Raw genomic sequence first — 16,269 nt, forward strand, 5'->3', positions numbered from 1 at the left:
TTAAGGCATGGGATACGGCAGCAGATCCTCGGGACAGGCCCGAGGATGACGAATCTGCGCGAGGTGGCGCCTCACTCTGCCGCCACCATCATCCGGCTCTTCAGACGGATGGACAGCGCACCGCTATCATTGCGAATGGCAATGGTTGCCACCGCCCCCTCATCCGCGCCAAGCGCCTTGCCGCTTTCCAGCGAGATCACCCAGTTGTGCAGCGGACAGGTGACGGATGTGCCATGCACGATGCCTTCCGAAAGCGGCCCGCCCTTGTGCGGGCAGCGGTTTTCGATGGCGAAGACCTCGTTGTCAGCGGTGCGGAACACGGCGATCTTGCCCAAAGGGGTCTTGACGCAGCGCGAACCGCGCAGCGGAATGTCCTCGATCCGGCCAATGACGATCCAGTTGTCTTCCATGATCTCACTCCGCGGCTTCACATTGACCGATGGAAGCCATCGGCTTGAACTCATGCTTGTCCTTGCCGGAGACGCGCTCCGACCAGGGATCGACCTGGGCGAATTTTTGCGAAAAAACGAAACGGTCGAAATAGGCGCGCCGCTTGTCTGCGTCCTCCATGATCTGGCGACGCACCTCGTCATAGCCGATACGCTTGGCCCATTTGTAGATGCGTTCCAGATAACGGGCCTGCTCGCGATACATCTGGGTCAGCGCCACGATATGCTCCAGCGCCTCCTCCTCCGTTTTGACGAGACCCAGCACCTCCGTCCCCTTGATGTCGAGACCGGCAGCCCCGGCAAAATGGATCTCGAAGCCTGAATCAACACAGATGACGCCGATATCCTTGCAGGTCGCCTCGGCGCAATTGCGCGGACAACCGGAAACGGCAAGCTTCACCTTGGCCGGCGTCCAGGAGCCCCACATGAATTTCTCAAGCTTTATGCCAAGCCCGGTGGAATCCTGCGTGCCAAAGCGGCACCATTGCTCTCCCACGCAGGTTTTTACCGTGCGCAACCCCTTGGCATAGGCCTGACCGGAGATGAAACCGGCCTTGCCGAGATCGGCCCAGACGGCGGGCAGGTCTTCCTTTTCGATGCCGAGAAGATCGATGCGCTGACCGCCGGTGACCTTGACCATCGGGATTTCGAACTTGTCCACCACATCGGCAATGGCGCGAAGCTCGGCCGCCGAGGTGACACCGCCCCACATGCGCGGCACGACGGAATAGGTGCCGTCCTTCTGGATATTGGCATGCACCCGCTCGTTGATGAAACGGGACTGGTAGTCATCGGCATACTCATCCGGCCAGTCGCAGACGAGGTAATAGTTCAGCGCCGGGCGGCATTTGGCGCAGCCGCAGGAGGTCTTCCATTCCAGTTCCTGCATCACGGCGGGGATGGTCTTCAGCCCCTTGGCCTTGATCAGGCGGCGCACATCGTCATGGCCAAGCTCGGTGCAGGGGCACATGGGCGTGACTGCCTTCGGGTTATAGGCATCGCCCAGGGTCAGCGCCATCACCTGTTCGACGAGACCGGTGCAATTGCCGCAGGAGGCGGAGGCTTTCGTATGGGCACGCACCTCATCCAGCGCGGTCAGGCCCTTTTCCGTGATGGTGGTGACGATCCTGCCCTTGCAGACGCCGTTGCAGCCGCAGATTTCCGCATCATCCGGCAAGGCTGCAACGGCCGCCATAGGGTCCAGCGGAGTGCCTCCCTGATAGGACTGGCCGAAAATCAGCGTGTCGCGCATGGCGGAAATATCGGTGGCCTTCTTCATCAGGTCGAAGAACCACGAGCCATCGGCGGTCTCGCCGTAGAGCACCGCGCCGATGATGCGATTGTCTTTCAGCACCAGCCGCTTGTAAATGCCGGCACTGGCATCGCGCAGCACAATCTCCTCGCGGTCGGGGGCTTCGGCGAAATCGCCGGCAGAAAAGAGGTTGATACCGGTGACCTTCAGCTTGGTATTGGTGACAGAGCCGTGATAGTCGGCGTGACCGCCGCTCAGCCGGTCGGCCAGCACGCGGGCGCTTTCATAAAGCGGTGCAACCAGTCCGTAGCACTGGCCGCGATGCTCGGCGCATTCGCCGAGCGCGTAGATCGCGGCATCGGAGGTCTGCATGCCGTCATCGACGACAATGCCGCGATTGACGGCAAGCCCGGCGTCCTTCGCCAGTTGCGCCGCGGGACGAATGCCGACCGCCATGACGACCATGTCGCCGTCAATGATCCGGCCATCCTCAAGCTCGATGCCTTCCACCCTGTCGGTACCGAGGATCGCCTTCGTATTGGCCTTGGTGATGATCTCGATGCCGCGTTCGGTCAGCGCCTTTTCCAACAGATAGGCGGCGGCGGGGTCGAGCTGCCGCTCCATGATCGTCGGCATGAGGTGAATGACGGTCACCTCCATGCCCTGCCGCTTCAGCCCGTAAGCGGCCTCAAGGCCCAGAAGTCCCGCCCCGATGACGATGGCGCGGCCACCGCTCTTGGCCTTGACCAGCATGTTTTCGACATCGTCGAGATCGCGATAGGCGAGAACGCCGGGAAGCTGATGGCCGGGAACCGGAATGATGAAGGGCAGCGAGCCGGTGGCAATCACCAGCCGGTCGTAAGAGGCCGTGACGCCATTGGCGGCGGTGACGGTCCTGGCGTGACGGTCGATTTCCGTCACCTTCGCGCCCTTGTGCAGCCTCACACCATGGGCCGCATACCATTCATCCGTATGGATGATGATATCCTCATAGGATTTCTCGCCCGACAGGACGGGTGACAGCATGATGCGGTCGTAATTGACGCGCGGTTCGGCATTGAAGATCGTCACCTCATAGAGGCCGGGGGCCTGTTCAAAGAGGTGCTCCAGCATCCGCCCCGGCGCCATGCCATTGCCGATGATGACCAGTTTTTCTGTCCGTTTATCCAGCATGGTCCTACTCCGCGGCTTCGACGAAGCGGTGACGTTCATAGAGGAACTTCAGCACGGCCTCGCGGGATTTCAGATAGGTTCGGTCACCCGCCAGCGCGATGCGGTCGCGCGGACGCGGGATCGGCACGTCAAGCACCTCGCCGATTTTTGCGGCAGGGCCGTTGGTCATCATCACGATGCGGTCGGACAACAGCACGGCCTCATCCACATCATGGGTGATCATGATCATGGTATTGCCGAGCCTTGTATGGATTTCCATCACCGCATCCTGCAAATGGGCGCGGGTCAGCGCATCGAGCGCCCCGAACGGCTCGTCGAGCAGCAGGATTTTCGGCTCCATGGAAAGGGCGCGGGCAATGCCGACCCGCTGTTTCATGCCGCCGGAGATTTCGGACGGACGCTTGTCTTTGGCATGGCCCATCTGCACAAGGTCGAGATTGCGCATCACCCAGTCATGCTTTTCCGCCTTGCTTTTCTTACCGGCAAACACCTTGGAAACGGCAAGATTGACGTTTTCATAGACCGTCAGCCACGGCAGCAGCGAGTGGTTCTGAAACACCACCGCCCGTTCCGGCCCCGGCGCGTTGACCTCCTGATTTTCCAGCAGCACCGCACCGCTCGTCACCCGCGTCAACCCGGCAATCAGGTTCAAAAGCGTGGACTTGCCACAGCCGGAATGGCCGATGATCGAGACGAACTCGCCCTTTTCAATGGTGAGCGTCACATCCTTCAGCACCTCGGTTTTGACACCGCCGCGCTCGAAGCTTTTATCGATATGGTCGATTTTCAGATAAACACTCATCACCATCATCCTTTAGAGGTGCCGCGGGTGATGACGCTGCCCACAAACGCCACCAGCTTGTCGAGAATGAAGCCGGTGACGCCGATATAGGCGAGCGCCACGATGATGTCGGAGAGGCGTGACGAATTCCACGCATCCCAGATGAAGAAGCCGATGCCGACGCCGCCGGTCAGCATTTCGGCGGCAACGATGGCCAGCCAGGACAGGCCGATACCGATGCGAAGCCCGGTGAAGATGTAAGGGGCAGCAGCCGGCACCATGATGCGAAGGAAAAATTCCAGCGGGTTCAGCCGCAGCACGCGGGCAATATTGCGGTAATCCTCGGGGATATTGCGCACGCCGACGGCGGTGTTGATGATCACCGGCCAGATGGAGGTGATGAAGATGACGAAAACCGCCGAGGGATTGGCGCTCTGGAAAGCCGCCAGCGACAGCGGCAGCCAGGCCAGCGGCGGCACGGTGCGCAGCACCTGAAAGATCGGATCGAGACCGCGCATGGCCCAGACCGACTGGCCGATGACAGCGCCGATCACGACACCGACCAGCGCCGCCAGACCGAAGCCGATCCCCACCCTTTGCAGCGACACCAGCACCCGCCAGGCAAGGCCGATATCCTGCGAGCCGTTGTCATAGAAAGGCTGGGTAATCAGATCGTGCGAATCCTGCCAGACCTGTGAGGGCGGCGGCAGGCTGGCGCCCAGCCCCGAACAGCTGATCTGCCAGAACGCCATCATCGCCACCAGAATGACCAGCGGCGGCAGCACATTGCGCAACAGGACAAGGCCGATGCGTTTTGCCACAAGGCGTTGCCGGTGCGGCCGGTTGAGCGGCACCACGGTTGCAGCCTGCGCCGAAGCGGCAGACGCGGCCATGGCGGATGGGTCCAGTTTGCGGGCGGTTGCGGTCATGGCGGTCTCCTCACACGATGGTCTTGATGGCCAGACTGTCGAGATAGGCCTTGGGGTTTTCCGGATCGAAAACCTTGCCGTCGAAAAAGGTCTCCTTGCCCCTGGAGGTGGAGGTGGGGATGTCGGCTGCGGCAATGCCGAGCGTTTTGGCCGCAGCGCGCCACAGTTCCTCACGGTTCACTTGGTCCACCATCGCCTTGATGTCGGTATCGGCGGCAAAATGGCCCCAGCGGATGTTTTCGGTGATGAACCAGGCATCATGGCTCTTGAACGGATAGGAGGCGTGATCCTGCCAGAATTTCATCTGAAGGCCGGAATTTTTCACCACCCGGCCATTGCCGTAATTGATATCGCCCTTGAGGCGGCCGAGAATGTCTTTCACCGGCACGTTGAACCATTGCCGACTGCTGACGATTTTCGCCATTTCCTCCTTGTTTTCCATCTTGTCGCACCAGATCTGTGCTTCCATCACCGCCATGAGCATGGCCTGTGTGGCTTTCGGGTTTTTCTCCACCCAGTCGGTGCGCAGCGACAGCGCCTTTTCCGGGTGGCCCTTCCACAATTGGCCGGTGGTCAGGGCGCTGAAGCCGACACGCTGGTTGACGATCTGCTCGTTCCATGGCTCACCCACGCACAGCGCATCCATGTTGCCAATCTTCATATTGGCCACCATCTGCGGCGGCGGCACGACGATGGTCGACACATCCTTGTCCGGGTCGATGCCGCCGGCGGCCAGCCAGTAGCGCAGCCAGAGATCATGGGTGCCGCCGGGAAAGGTCATCGCCACCTTGACCTCATTGCCCTTGGCCTTCTTGGCGGCAAAGGCGGCTTTCAGTTTCGAGGCATCCAGCCCGACGCCGGTGGACGCATACTCCTCAGCCACCGAAATGCCCTGCCCGTCGAGATTGAGCCGCAACAGCACCGACATCGGCACTTTCTGATTGTTCTGCGTCACCTTGCCCTCGGCGATCAGATAGGCCATCGGGGTGAGAAGATGGGCGCCATCAATGCCATTGGCCGCACCACCCAGCACCAGATTGTCGCGTGTCGAACCCCAGGAGGCCTGCTTGATGATCTGCACCTCGCTCAGACCATATTTGTCGAACAAGCCCTTTTCCTTGGCGATGATCAGCGGCGCCGCATCCGTCAGGGCAATATAGCCAAGCTTGACACCCTTGACCTCCGGGCCGGCATCTGCGGCAAAGGCGCCGGCGGGAAAGGCACTTTTGACAGCGCCGAGCAAAGCGGCCGTTGCTGTTTTCTTCAGGAGGCTGCGGCGGCTTGCATTCATTCCTGCAGTCTTCGTCATGGCGAATTGTCCCTGATCGCATGGTGGAAAACAAAAAAACGCCGCGTGCCAATCTCCCAGCCGGGCAAAGCCCGTCTGGCAAAGAAGCCTGCGACGTCGGTGTCTGATGGTTCTGGCGCGTGTGAGGCGCTCATCTGCCTTGCGGTCGCCGTTGACCGGGGCAGAAATTAAAAAGCAAAAGCCGTGCCAGTTTTGATTTTTCTATCTAACAAACTGATTTTTATTGCGTTTTAAAATAATCATTAGCTGCCTTATTTTTGAGCCATTGGTTTTATTGCTCAAAATCCTTGCTGCTTTGCAATGCAGACGCCGCAGCTTTCGGCAAAATGGCCCGCACATTGAAAGCCTCGACATAGGCGGCAATGTCAGCGGAATCGAAGGTCCTGCCATCCATGAAGGTGGCCTCACCCTCGCTCTCGTCCGCACCTGCGGGCCCGAGTGCGGCCTCGTAAAGATCCGGACGGAAGGCGTGAGCCGCCGCTTCGGCAGCGGCGGCGCTGTAGGTTGTCTGTCCCCAGCGGATCATCTGGCTATAGATCCACAAGGCCTGACGTGGAACCGGGCGATTGGCGCCCCTGGCGTGAAAGGTGAAATAATTCTCAATGACGCGGGTATTGCCCTTGGCATCAACGGCAAATTCGCCAGACAGAACCCGAAGGATGATATCTTCCGGCGCATCAATGTAACGATCAGTCGCCAGAAGTGCGGCAAGGGTCTTGCGGTTTTCCGGCTGGTCGCACCAGCGGGCGGCGGCATCAAGGGCCAGAAGCAGAGCCTGCACCGTCTCGCGGTTGCTCTCGGCCCATTGCGGGCGCATGCCCACCACTTTTTCCGGTGCATCCGGCCAGATATCCTGCTTGGTCGCAACGATGCGGCCAATGCCACGTTCAGAGGCAATCATGTTCCACGGCGCGCCGACGCAAAAGCCATCGATAGCGCCACTGGCCAATGCATCCGGCGTCAAGGGCGGCGGCACCACCACCAGCCGGACATCCCGGTCCGGATCGATGCCACCTGCCGCCAGCCAGTAACGAAACTCGTAATTATGCGAGGAAAAGGGATAGGTCATGCCGAGCGTCGGCGGCGTTTCGTCCCGCTTGCGCATTTCGATCAGCAGGGCGTTCAGCGCGCGGGCGCAATCAAGCGCGCCTGCGCCATCTTCAAGCCCGGTCAGCGCCTGCATCCGCTCGTAAAGCCTGAGCGACAGGGTAATGGCATTGCCGCCACGACCAAGCGAAAACGGCGCAATCGTCGGTGAGGGATTGGAGCCGAGCCCAAGCATGGCTGCCACCGGCATAGGCGAGAGCATATGGGCAATATCGAACTGGCGAAAAGCCAGCCGGTCACGCACATTCGCCCAGGAGACGTCGCGCACCAGATCAAGCGTCAGGCCCTCAGCCCCGGCAAAGCCCATTTCGGCAGCGGCAATCAGCACCGAAGCATCCACCAGTGGAATAAAGCCCGCTCTGAGATGGCGCCGATCCACCCCCCGGCCAAGAGCCGGTGAGCCGATCCGCTCCGTCTTGTCTTCGCGCTCTGTCATCGCGTGGTCTCCGGTCTTGTTCTGCCAGTCTGCCTCACATCAAAAGACCGGCGGCGGTGACAACGGACTGGGCAATGTCCGCCAGTTTCTTTTTCTCATTCATCGCCGTCTGGCGCATCAGCGCAAAGGCGTCTTCTTCGGAAAGCCCGCGCATTTTCATCAAAATCCCCTTGGCCCGCTCGATCACCTTGCGCTCTTCCAGCGCGGTGCGCGCATCATGCAACTCCCGCTGCAACCGGCTGAAGGCGTTGAAGCGGCTGACCGCCATATCGAGGATCGGCTTGACCCGTTCCTTGCGCAAGCCATCGACGACATAGGCGGAAACGCCCGCATCGACGGCCGCCTCAATGGCCGAAGCATCGGAACGGTCGACGAACATGGCAATCGGCCGACTGAGCGCCCGCGTCAATTGAAAGAGGTGTTCCAGCATGTCGCGGTTGGGATTTTCAAGATCGATGATGATCACATCGGGCTGCAGCGTCTCGATGGTGCGCGCCATGCCCTGCATCTCATGGGCCACCGTGACGTGACGGTGACCGGCTTCACGCAAGCCGTCCTCGATGATCGCCGCGCGCACGGCATTTTCATCAATGACGAGAATGGTGAGGTCGAGATGCTTCATGCACTCATGCATGCCGGATCATGCCGCAATTGACAAGGCTGTTTCTGTTGCAACGCAACAGCCAGACGGCCTCGTCTCCGGCCCTCTCTACCTGCCCTGTCACGCCACATGAGGCTTTGGCAGAAGAGCCTTTTTCAACGCAGCGCGTGCCGGAACGTCGTAATAGTAAAACAGGCCATAACCGGCCAACGCGATGCAAGCGGTACAGACGAACGCGATCAGCAGATTGATCTCCGGCCCGAAATGCAAGCCTCTCACAAGGGTGCCGATAACCCGAACGAGAGCATAATGGATGGTATAGACGGGAAAGGATATATTGCCGAACAGTGTCTGGATGCGGTCTGTCCGACGATCAGCCCCATTGGACGATGCCAGAATAATCCCGGGATAAACGACCATGACGATCGCAAAATCATAGGCCGAACTGATGGGAAGCGCATGAATCTTCGGCATGATGACGGTGAGGAGAAAGATCAGCACCGCAAGCCATTTGTTGATGCGGATAAAATCATAGCGGAGATAGTTCAAGAGAGCGCCAAAACAGAAAGAAGCCGTTACACGCAGAAAACCCACGGCGAAGTAATCTACATGCGGTCCGAAATGAAGATCGCCAGTCTTGAAAACATAATAGGCCAAAAACAGGCACGACAGGACCGTTGCGACAGATAAGAGCACGACGCAGTGGCGTGAACGTGCCATGAAGAAGAAAAGGATATTGGCGAAGAGTTCGAAGAACAGTGACCAGACCGGACCATTGAGCGGATAGGTCGTATCCTCCAGCGTCGTTCTGAACAGGGTGGGCATGAGCAGGCAGCCCAGCACAAAGGTCACTACAATATCCTGCAGGTGCTGTGAAAAGCCGAAAGCGCCGGGACGGAACAGATCGATGCCGGCAGCCAAGAGATTGCCAAAGACAACCAGCGGCATGAAGCGGATGAGACGCATGCTGAGAAAATCGCCAAATTCCAGCCTGCGGCTGTTTATGCTGCGATAATAGGCATTGAATAGAACAAATCCGCTGAGACAAAAGAAAAAATCCACAGCCAGATAGGCATGGTAGAACAAGCCGTAAAATTCAACTCTGCTGGAAAAATGATAAAGAACAACGCAGATTGCTGCGATGCCGCGTAAAAAATCCAGAGCGGGGAAATTCTGATGTCCTACGCTTTTTAAAACGAAAGAGGAATTAGCAGTACCAGGTTGAACATACATCATTCAACTCCATCGCTATCTTCCACAATATTAGGCATGGTATTCAATATTGCCTATGCCTCGAAGACGGTATAAACAGATAATATTTCTACTTCAAAAAGGGCGACAGGTTTATGAAGCTTTCAAAATCCGCCTTGAGTTTGATTTTATTATCATTAACCGCTGAAAATACATGGGCAACGCAGCCTGCTGCAGTGCCCGGCTGCCAGCTCAAGCCCATTTTCATGGAGGATTTTAACGATCTGAGCATCGATGCCCACCATATCGGGCCTGCCCGCTGGACGGCGCACACGCCATGGAGCGGCGATTTTGGCGATGCACAATTCATCGATCCCGGCCCTCAAGGACCCTTTTCAGTCAAGGACGGGATATTGAGCATCACGGCGGTCAAACATGCGGACGGCAAATGGACTTCCGGCCTGATTGCGGCAGCGGATGCCTCCGGTGCGGGAGCGGGAACCCAATATGGCTATTTTGAAGTGCGGATGAAGATGCCGCCCGGTCCCGGCACGTGGCCGGCCTTCTGGCTGGCGGCACTAAAGCCTGTCGACAGTTCTGACGGAAATGTCGAAATTGACGCCATCGAATATTACGGCAAATTCACCGCCGCCTATCAGTCTGCCATCCATGTCTGGTACAAGGATCAGAGCAAGACCCGGGGCGACAGCAAGGTCATCACCGTGCCGGATGGATCGCTCGTGGCGGGTTTTCATACCTTCGGCATCGACATCTCGCCGCAGAACATCGTCTTCTTCATGGATGGAGTCCAGACATGGTCTTATCCCACGCCTGCCGAACTGGACAGTCGGATGTATCCTTTGGTCAATCTGGCGCTCGGCAGCGGCTGGCCCATCGATAAAACCCCAAACCCTTCCGTGCTGTTGGTGGATTATGTTCACGTCTATGAGCGCGGTGCAGGCCCGCCCGAGGGTTGCGCGCCGGGCCTGCCCAAACAGTGAGGCCTGCAGCATCGTGTGACAACGGGATAACCGGTTTACGACACGGCCGATGCGCAGAGAAAAGCGGCATGATCGAATGGTTCATCGTTACCGCCTGATCATCAGGCGTCATCAAGCCCGATCCGGCCCAGCAACGGCAGATGGTCGGATGCCAGCCGCGCCAGTGGGCAGCGCAGCGTGGCCAGCGAAAGCGGCTTTACGCCCTGACCGTAAAAAATATGGTCGAGGCGCAACAGCGGCAGCCGGGAAGGGAAAGTGGGACGGGTCCGTTTTCGCTCGATCTTGCGCAGATCACTGAGCCCGCCTGCAATGCGGCGATAGGCGGCGGAACCCGGTATGGCGTTGAAATCGCCCATCAGCAGCACTGGCTTGTCCCGGCAGGATGGATGACCAATCCAGCCCTCTCCCATCAGCGTATCCGCCTGAATCCGTCGTTCCCTGGCATTCAGCCCGAAATGGGTGTTGAACACCTGCAAAGGCCGGTCCTTCACCAGAATTTCCACCCAGAGCGCGCCGCGCGGTTCTCCAAAGGCAGGCAAGGCTGCCGCCTTGCGGCGCTTCATCGGCAAGGCCGTCAGAATGGCATCGCCATAGTCTTCACCTGCCATGGTGAGGGCGGGGTGAAAATCAGCCCGCATGCCAAGGCGGGCAGCCAGAACCTCCGCCTGATCGATGCCGGCACTGCGTCTGCGCCCCACATCCAGCTCCTGAAGGGCGAGAATATCCGGTTTGCAGGCGGCAACGACATCGGCGATACGGCCCGGATCGAGACGGCGATCCGAACCGATGCAGCTATGGACATTATAGGTCATGACGGTGAGGATACGGCTTGTCATGGTCGCGTCCTCACACGTTCTGGCGCATCAGTCGCAGGCCCGAGCGGCAGAGCCTGCGCAAGGGAATGGCAAGCAGCGGCAGTGGCCAATAGGGTCGTTTCGGGTCGAGCATGGCTTTGATCAGGGCAAACAGCAGATTTGGCCTGTCCCTCTCCACCGTGAGCGGCCGCAAACCCCGGGCATCGGTGTTGAAACTATCAAGCGCATGGAGAAGGCCGCCGCGCTGCCTCTCTTCGGCAAAGGCAGCGCTTGACGTATTGAGATGTTCTGCCAGAAGATCGTCGCGAAGCGCGGCAATGGCGGCACGGCAGGAAACGTCATCCCCTGCCTCGACGGCAAGATCGCATTCCGTATCGAACCCCATGGAACGGTTGTTGAGATTGGAAGAACCGACCCGCACGAACCGGTCATCGACGATGAGCAGTTTTGAATGGATGAGAACGGATGTCTCGGCCCCTTCCCCATCCGGGACGACGGCATGGCTAAGACGCAGCCGACCATAGCGGTCGGCCTTGCGCAGACGCTGGACAAAGCGCTGCATTCCATAGCCCATGGTCATGTTTTCAAAGCGGCCACGGGTGTTGCGCGTGGCGACGATCACCACTTCTGGCCCCTGGCGATTGCGCAGATGGCGGGCAAGCTGACGGGCGATGACGGAAGAGGCCAGATATTGCGCCTCGATATACAGGCTCTCCCGGGCCGACGCGATGGCGTCAAACGTCAGCCGAAATACATCCCTGCGGCGGGGCCGTCCGCCGCTGCCGGGATCGGTCAAGGCAATGGCAACCTCACAGCCACGGATTTCGGATGCGCAAGGCGCATCAGGCCAGTCATGCGCAATGGCCGCATGGGCCGGCGCTGTCCTGCCAGTGGCAGCCTTCCAACGGCCACGGCAAAGATCGGCAAAGGCAGACGCCGCCTCTCCCATCACCATGGCCTGCACATCATGCACCGGCGGATAAGGCGTGCCCGAAGGCGTTTTCCGGCAAGGATGAAAGGCGCGATGATCCCGGTCGTCCCAGCGCTCGACGGTCAGGTCGATGCCGCCGGCAAAGGCGAACTGCTCATCCACGACCACAAGTTTCTGGTGATGCGAGCCGCGGATCGGATGGGCCAAGTCGAAATGCAGATGAATGCGCGGATGGTCTTCCCAGCCCATGGAACGATAGAGATCAAGGCTGTGGCTGGAATAGAACGGTCCCTCGCTCCAGATCAGAATGCGGATGATCAGCTCCGGTCGGCTGTCGGCCAATTGACGCAACAGGTCTCCGAGACGGGGCCCGGGAGGTTCCAGCTCCGGGGTGAGCCGGATGGCAGGATTGAAATCCCAGCCGACAATCCAGATCGAACGCTGCGCCAGCGCGAAAACCTTTTCGAGACAGCTGAAATAATTGCTGGCGTCCACCAGAAAGGCGAGCCTTTCGCTCTGCATCACCTGCCAGGCATTACGACCGGGTCTGAGAATGCGGGTCGTCACATGGAACTCCTGTCATTCATTGCCGCCGACGGGGCCATATTCAACCTGAAATCCGCTCTGACAGGCGCATGCGGCAGCGAAGAGCGCTCACGCTGTCCGCCACACCGGCCTGCCCTGCGGATAACGAAAAGGATCAGGGAAAGTTTCCAAGCAGCCGCCGATATTCCTGCTCCGGTCTGCCATAAGCATCGCTGACCAGTTCCATCAGGCCCGGCCGGTCGCGCATGATCACACAACCGCGCCGCGAGCGGATCAGTTTGCGCTCTTCCAGCCGGTGAAGCGAGGTGGTGACGCTGGAGCGGCGCATGCCGAGCATGGTGGCGATCACGGTATGGGTCAGCGGAATATCATCGCCATCAACCCGGTCATGGCACATCAAAATCCAGCGGGCGACCCTTTGCTCCACATCGCAGGCAATGCTGCAATGTGTCATCTCCGAAACCTGCGCCACAAAAGTCTGGACAAACCGGCCAAGGCGTACGGCAAAGGCACGGTTTTCTTCCACATAATCGGCAAAGCGTTGACTTTCCACTCTGAATCCCCAACCAGCCACGATCTGGGTGATATCGTGAAAGGTCAGAGTATCGCCAAAGACCGCCCCGATGGGAATGAAACCTTCAGCACCGATCAACCCGGCGGCCATGCGTGGGCGGCTGCGCGACGGGATCATCAGGGCACAGAAGCCAGCGCAGATAAGATAGACATGCTCGATAGGCCGCTCCGGTCGCGCCAGCACGAAGCCCTTCGGCAGATCGACCCTTTCTGCATGCGCAAGAAGGCTCTGCCGTTCCTCTTCAGGCAGTTGGGACAGGAGCTGGTTCATCGGTGAACACCTTGTTTTGTGGTCAGGCCATAAATGGCAGGACACAGAGGAAGCGCATGAGCAAAACCCTGCCCCTGTGCCGCAGGAAACAGCTTCGGACAGGTCAGGTCCATATCTTCAAATATAGCTATATAATTGTATTTTCCTCTGCCCGTCAAAGGTGATTCACGCGCCACTCGTCCCCTTGTGGCTGTATGGGGCGCCGTCTTTGCACTGTCCGCCAGCGTACATAACCACATCTGGGTTGTGGTTTCTGTTATGGTCACAGCATTGTAACCGATCATCTGAAACATCCACAGCTTGCTATTGACTTCAGCAAAGGAGATCCGCTTTGGGATCGATAGAGCAGCATTTGGGTCCAGGCGTTTTCACCCATGACGATATCTGCGTCATGCGCCATGCTTTCCGCCTGCTGCGAAAAACCAGAACCGGTCTTCTGGATCAGGACACGGATAAACTGGCGCGGTATATCGTCCATTTCTACAATCTCGGCCTGGTCGATCCGCGCAAGCTTGCGGAAGTGTGCCATCGTATCGCACTTTCCCGTCAGGACTTGCAGTTCTCGCCGCCGCTGATCCTTTAGAGCCTTTCCGTGTTTCACGGAAACGTCGAAAGGCTCTAAAACCGGTGCGCATGCGCGCCGCAGTTCTCTTGAACCTGACGCACGAGGCCCTTCCGTTCTTCATGAAAACGCGCTGCACCCTTGTGTACAACAATGTCATGGGGGCTTCGGCCTGTCAGGCTGGGGATCGGCAGGGGCGGCCCGTTGCGGTTGGGTCTCGGCGGGACGCTGCGGCGCCAGCTCAACGACATAATAAAGTTCGGCAATTCCCCAGACCACAAAAGCACCAGCCAGAGAGAAGATCAGGATCATCAGAATACGCTTCGACGCATTTCCCTGACGGGCCTTTCCGGGCGGTATTTGCCGGGCCATGTTTCCCCCATTTCTGCTTTTCGGAATGGCTGCTTTTCCAGCCCATCTCACGCCGAACCACATTTGGCGAACAAAGTTCCCCCTTCTGCTTAAGACACGGATCAATAGAGAATGATCATCAGGAAAAACAAAGCAATCAACACCGCAACCACGATGATGATCATGCGATATCTGCGAAACAGATCGCGATAAAAGGGGCCGTGGCCCGAAGGTTTGCCTGCCATGGACGTCTCCAACAAGGGGTTTTGAACAAGGGGTTTGACGCATCGTTTCGGCAGGCATGATATGCACAGCCACTCTGTCGTGTTTGCATCGGTTTGCACCGGAGAGGGCAGAAAGCGTTTTCCGTCTTCGGGAGAAAACTCTCACCCGGCAAGCCCATTGCGGTTCCAATCGACGTCATGGGAGGCCTCCGATAGGAGATATCTGGGATTTTTTCGCCTGAGCTGTGGAACATAAACCGGATCTGGCCGTTTGACAGGCCTGCGGTTTCCATTCCCCTCCCAACGCAGCGCCCATCCCGACAGGCAACCTTACCCATTCGGGTTGATGTCAGGGCGATCCACCTCCACCGGCTGTTGCGGATGTCTCATCTGCAACAGCCGTTTTTGTCTCGTTCCTCCATAAAACTCCGGTACGCTTTTCCCCGCGAAAATCCGCAAGGGAACCATCATGACAGCCAGAACCGGAAGTCTGACGGCAAACAGGCCGGTCGCGAACCGCAAGCCCGTGATCTCACCGATCCGGCAGCAACAAGAGCGATGGCAATTGAGCCGTCAGGATCGATTATGCCGCCGCACCGTCTCCAAAGCGGTGCGCGCTTCCTGAAGCAGAGGCTGCAGATCCTCGCCACGCCGACCGGCCTTGACGCGCGCCTCAAGCTCTTCAATCACCTTGCACAGCGCCTCTTCCCGCCCCTCATAAGGCTCGTCGGCCATGACAAGGGCGGTGATTGCACCCGGATTGAAATCATCTGCCGTGGTTTGCACATCCGCCCGGGCCCCGAGCGGACTTTTGAGCGGGCTCTGTTTGCTGTCATCGGACATCGGTTTCATCCTCCGGATCTGCTGGTTTGAACATGCCCCCGTCAGGGGCGACAGGGGCCGTTTCTCTTGCTTTCAGCGCCTTTTGCAAAAAACGCTTCGGCTTTTTGCTGGCACAGTCGTTAAACCCCTGCCGCCGCTTTTTGTTCAGCCAAAGTCTCCGGGAGGATTTTGCCGGATGGCAGGAACTTTCCATTGCGCTTGCCGGTTGCGATAGCGTCAACCGTCAACACAACAGCCATGAAGACAAAACGGAGATCAGCCATGCCAGCCAAATCAAAGGCACAACAGCAGGCCGCAGGCGCAGCGCTTGCCGCCAAACGCGGAGACATGAAGAAAAGCGATCTGCAGGGCGCATCGCGGCAGATGGAAAAATCCATGTCGGAAAAGGAATTGCACGATATGGCCTCCACCAAACGCAAGGGCAAGCCTGAGCATGTGGACAACGACCATGAGGACAAGGACTGATCTGGCGACAGGCAGGCACGCGCCCGCAGACGAAACAGAAAGGAAAACGCTATGGTTCACAAAACCCGCCGTTACGAAACCACTCAGCCGGAAATCGAGAGACTGCATCCGCCTCAGGCCGCTCTGGAGGATGCGGTGGCGGATGCGCTGGCCAACAATGCCAGCATTGACGTAACCGGTGTGAGCGTCATCGCCCTTGGACAGACAATCGTGCTGAAAGGAACGGTTTTTGCGCCGGAAGAAATCCAGCGCTGCGAGGAAACGGCCCGTGCCGTGCAAGGCGTTGAGGCTGTCGACAACCGCCTTTCCCTCACGCCTGGCAACGAGGCCACGGGTGCTGCCGCCCCAAAACCACCCGTATCTTCATAGGCACAGGAGAACGCCATGGCCATTTCGTCTGAAAAGAATCCGGATCGTCTGACTGCGTGCGGCGCGAAGACATGACGGCGCACAGATAAA

19 protein-coding genes are annotated in these 16,269 nt (G+C 58.6%); 4 read left to right on the forward strand and 15 right to left on the reverse strand.

The features are described 5' to 3' along the window. Nucleotides 1–71: 71 nt before the first annotated feature. The 8 genes from nirD to NAC44_RS17185 all read right to left on the reverse strand — a co-directional run bounded on the left by nirD (nucleotide 72) and on the right by NAC44_RS17185 (nucleotide 9,273). On the reverse strand, nucleotides 72–410 hold the full coding sequence (gene nirD, locus NAC44_RS17150) for a nitrite reductase small subunit NirD (protein ID WP_250942773.1): 339 nt from the start codon (nucleotides 408–410) through the stop codon (nucleotides 72–74). Between the two features lie 4 nt (nucleotides 411–414). Beyond that, entirely contained in the window at nucleotides 415–2,874 is a 2,460-nt protein-coding gene (nirB, locus tag NAC44_RS17155) for a nitrite reductase large subunit NirB (RefSeq protein ID WP_250942774.1), read from the reverse strand. A 4-nt stretch (nucleotides 2,875–2,878) separates the two neighbouring features. Further along, nucleotides 2,879–3,676, reverse strand: coding sequence for an ABC transporter ATP-binding protein (locus NAC44_RS17160; protein ID WP_250942776.1), 798 nt, complete (start codon nucleotides 3,674–3,676; stop codon nucleotides 2,879–2,881). 5 nt (nucleotides 3,677–3,681) lie between these two features. Further along, the gene (gene ntrB / locus NAC44_RS17165) at nucleotides 3,682–4,584 is read right to left on the reverse strand and encodes a nitrate ABC transporter permease (protein ID WP_250942778.1); all 903 of its coding nucleotides are present in this window, start codon (nucleotides 4,582–4,584) and stop codon (nucleotides 3,682–3,684) included. 10 nt (nucleotides 4,585–4,594) lie between these two features. Beyond that, nucleotides 4,595–5,893: a CmpA/NrtA family ABC transporter substrate-binding protein gene (locus tag NAC44_RS17170; RefSeq protein WP_250942780.1), complete on the reverse strand. Its 1,299-nt coding sequence runs from the start codon at nucleotides 5,891–5,893 to the stop codon at nucleotides 4,595–4,597. A 271-nt stretch (nucleotides 5,894–6,164) separates the two neighbouring features. Continuing rightward, nucleotides 6,165–7,436 (reverse strand): CmpA/NrtA family ABC transporter substrate-binding protein, encoded by a 1,272-nt coding sequence (locus NAC44_RS17175; protein ID WP_250942781.1) that lies wholly within the window; start codon nucleotides 7,434–7,436, stop codon nucleotides 6,165–6,167. Between the two features lie 34 nt (nucleotides 7,437–7,470). After that, nucleotides 7,471–8,058, reverse strand: coding sequence for an ANTAR domain-containing response regulator (locus tag NAC44_RS17180; RefSeq protein WP_250942782.1), 588 nt, complete (start codon nucleotides 8,056–8,058; stop codon nucleotides 7,471–7,473). A 99-nt stretch (nucleotides 8,059–8,157) separates the two neighbouring features. Beyond that, the gene (locus tag NAC44_RS17185; protein WP_338022098.1) at nucleotides 8,158–9,273 is read right to left on the reverse strand and encodes an acyltransferase family protein; all 1,116 of its coding nucleotides are present in this window, start codon (nucleotides 9,271–9,273) and stop codon (nucleotides 8,158–8,160) included. A 221-nt stretch (nucleotides 9,274–9,494) separates the two neighbouring features. Here NAC44_RS17185 and NAC44_RS17190 point away from each other — a divergent pair, with 221 nt between their 5' ends. Continuing rightward, nucleotides 9,495–10,229 carry a glycoside hydrolase family 16 protein gene (locus NAC44_RS17190; RefSeq protein WP_250942784.1) on the forward strand — a complete coding sequence of 245 codons (735 nt, stop codon included), beginning with the start codon at nucleotides 9,495–9,497 and terminating at the stop codon, nucleotides 10,227–10,229. A 101-nt stretch (nucleotides 10,230–10,330) separates the two neighbouring features. Here the strand turns inward: NAC44_RS17190 and NAC44_RS17195 are convergent, their stop codons facing one another. The 4 genes from NAC44_RS17195 to NAC44_RS17210 form a co-directional block, all read right to left on the reverse strand. Continuing rightward, nucleotides 10,331–11,065: an endonuclease/exonuclease/phosphatase family protein gene (locus NAC44_RS17195; RefSeq protein WP_250942785.1), complete on the reverse strand. Its 735-nt coding sequence runs from the start codon at nucleotides 11,063–11,065 to the stop codon at nucleotides 10,331–10,333. Between the two features lie 10 nt (nucleotides 11,066–11,075). Then, a complete protein-coding gene (locus tag NAC44_RS21380) occupies nucleotides 11,076–12,542 on the reverse strand; it encodes a phospholipase D-like domain-containing protein (RefSeq protein ID WP_250942786.1) in 1,467 nt (488 codons plus the stop codon). Between the two features lie 133 nt (nucleotides 12,543–12,675). Further along, nucleotides 12,676–13,365 (reverse strand): Crp/Fnr family transcriptional regulator, encoded by a 690-nt coding sequence (locus NAC44_RS17205; RefSeq protein ID WP_250942787.1) that lies wholly within the window; start codon nucleotides 13,363–13,365, stop codon nucleotides 12,676–12,678. Continuing rightward, nucleotides 13,362–13,658 carry a hypothetical protein gene (locus NAC44_RS17210; RefSeq protein ID WP_250942788.1) on the reverse strand — a complete coding sequence of 99 codons (297 nt, stop codon included), beginning with the start codon at nucleotides 13,656–13,658 and terminating at the stop codon, nucleotides 13,362–13,364. The genes NAC44_RS17205 and NAC44_RS17210 overlap by 4 nt, the downstream gene beginning before the upstream one ends. 38 nt (nucleotides 13,659–13,696) lie before the next feature. Between NAC44_RS17210 and NAC44_RS17215 the strand changes: the two genes are divergently transcribed. After that, nucleotides 13,697–13,948, forward strand: a complete 252-nt coding sequence (locus NAC44_RS17215) for a hypothetical protein (RefSeq protein ID WP_250942789.1) — start codon at nucleotides 13,697–13,699, stop codon at nucleotides 13,946–13,948. A 135-nt stretch (nucleotides 13,949–14,083) separates the two neighbouring features. Here the strand turns inward: NAC44_RS17215 and NAC44_RS17220 are convergent, their stop codons facing one another. The 3 genes from NAC44_RS17220 to NAC44_RS17225 all read right to left on the reverse strand — a co-directional run bounded on the left by NAC44_RS17220 (nucleotide 14,084) and on the right by NAC44_RS17225 (nucleotide 15,345). Further along, nucleotides 14,084–14,299 carry a hypothetical protein gene (locus NAC44_RS17220; protein ID WP_250942790.1) on the reverse strand — a complete coding sequence of 72 codons (216 nt, stop codon included), beginning with the start codon at nucleotides 14,297–14,299 and terminating at the stop codon, nucleotides 14,084–14,086. A 101-nt stretch (nucleotides 14,300–14,400) separates the two neighbouring features. Continuing rightward, nucleotides 14,401–14,523, reverse strand: coding sequence for a hypothetical protein (locus tag NAC44_RS21265; RefSeq protein ID WP_274706939.1), 123 nt, complete (start codon nucleotides 14,521–14,523; stop codon nucleotides 14,401–14,403). Nucleotides 14,524–15,075: 552 nt separating this feature from the next. After that, nucleotides 15,076–15,345, reverse strand: a complete 270-nt coding sequence (locus NAC44_RS17225) for a hypothetical protein (RefSeq protein WP_250942791.1) — start codon at nucleotides 15,343–15,345, stop codon at nucleotides 15,076–15,078. A 261-nt stretch (nucleotides 15,346–15,606) separates the two neighbouring features. Here NAC44_RS17225 and NAC44_RS17230 point away from each other — a divergent pair, with 261 nt between their 5' ends. Together NAC44_RS17230 and NAC44_RS17235 are read left to right on the forward strand one after the other, a co-directional pair. Then, nucleotides 15,607–15,810 carry a DUF3008 family protein gene (locus tag NAC44_RS17230; RefSeq protein WP_250942792.1) on the forward strand — a complete coding sequence of 68 codons (204 nt, stop codon included), beginning with the start codon at nucleotides 15,607–15,609 and terminating at the stop codon, nucleotides 15,808–15,810. A gap of 51 nt (nucleotides 15,811–15,861) precedes the next feature. Further along, nucleotides 15,862–16,179: a BON domain-containing protein gene (locus NAC44_RS17235; protein WP_250942793.1), complete on the forward strand. Its 318-nt coding sequence runs from the start codon at nucleotides 15,862–15,864 to the stop codon at nucleotides 16,177–16,179. Nucleotides 16,180–16,269 lie beyond the last annotated feature (90 nt).

It is taken from the genome of Allorhizobium sonneratiae (assembly GCF_023700755.1).
Classification (GTDB): domain Bacteria; phylum Pseudomonadota; class Alphaproteobacteria; order Rhizobiales; family Rhizobiaceae; genus Allorhizobium; species Allorhizobium sonneratiae.

Coding starts and splice junctions, on each gene's coding strand:
- nirD (WP_250942773.1), bottom strand. CDS start 410: ATGGAAGACAACTGGATCGTCATTGGCCGGATCGAGGACATTCCGCTG.
- nirB (WP_250942774.1), bottom strand. CDS start 2,874: ATGCTGGATAAACGGACAGAAAAACTGGTCATCATCGGCAATGGCATG.
- NAC44_RS17160 (WP_250942776.1), bottom strand. CDS start 3,676: ATGAGTGTTTATCTGAAAATCGACCATATCGATAAAAGCTTCGAGCGC.
- ntrB (WP_250942778.1), bottom strand. CDS start 4,584: ATGACCGCAACCGCCCGCAAACTGGACCCATCCGCCATGGCCGCGTCT.
- NAC44_RS17170 (WP_250942780.1), bottom strand. CDS start 5,893: ATGACGAAGACTGCAGGAATGAATGCAAGCCGCCGCAGCCTCCTGAAG.
- NAC44_RS17175 (WP_250942781.1), bottom strand. CDS start 7,436: ATGACAGAGCGCGAAGACAAGACGGAGCGGATCGGCTCACCGGCTCTT.
- NAC44_RS17180 (WP_250942782.1), bottom strand. CDS start 8,058: ATGAAGCATCTCGACCTCACCATTCTCGTCATTGATGAAAATGCCGTG.
- NAC44_RS17185 (WP_338022098.1), bottom strand. CDS start 9,273: ATGATGTATGTTCAACCTGGTACTGCTAATTCCTCTTTCGTTTTAAAA.
- NAC44_RS17190 (WP_250942784.1), top strand. CDS start 9,495: ATGGAGGATTTTAACGATCTGAGCATCGATGCCCACCATATCGGGCCT.
- NAC44_RS17195 (WP_250942785.1), bottom strand. CDS start 11,065: ATGACAAGCCGTATCCTCACCGTCATGACCTATAATGTCCATAGCTGC.
- NAC44_RS17205 (WP_250942787.1), bottom strand. CDS start 13,365: ATGAACCAGCTCCTGTCCCAACTGCCTGAAGAGGAACGGCAGAGCCTT.
- NAC44_RS17210 (WP_250942788.1), bottom strand. CDS start 13,658: ATGTTTCAGATGATCGGTTACAATGCTGTGACCATAACAGAAACCACA.
- NAC44_RS17220 (WP_250942790.1), bottom strand. CDS start 14,299: ATGGCCCGGCAAATACCGCCCGGAAAGGCCCGTCAGGGAAATGCGTCG.
- NAC44_RS21265 (WP_274706939.1), bottom strand. CDS start 14,523: ATGGCAGGCAAACCTTCGGGCCACGGCCCCTTTTATCGCGATCTGTTT.
- NAC44_RS17225 (WP_250942791.1), bottom strand. CDS start 15,345: ATGTCCGATGACAGCAAACAGAGCCCGCTCAAAAGTCCGCTCGGGGCC.
- NAC44_RS17230 (WP_250942792.1), top strand. CDS start 15,607: ATGCCAGCCAAATCAAAGGCACAACAGCAGGCCGCAGGCGCAGCGCTT.
- NAC44_RS17235 (WP_250942793.1), top strand. CDS start 15,862: ATGGTTCACAAAACCCGCCGTTACGAAACCACTCAGCCGGAAATCGAG.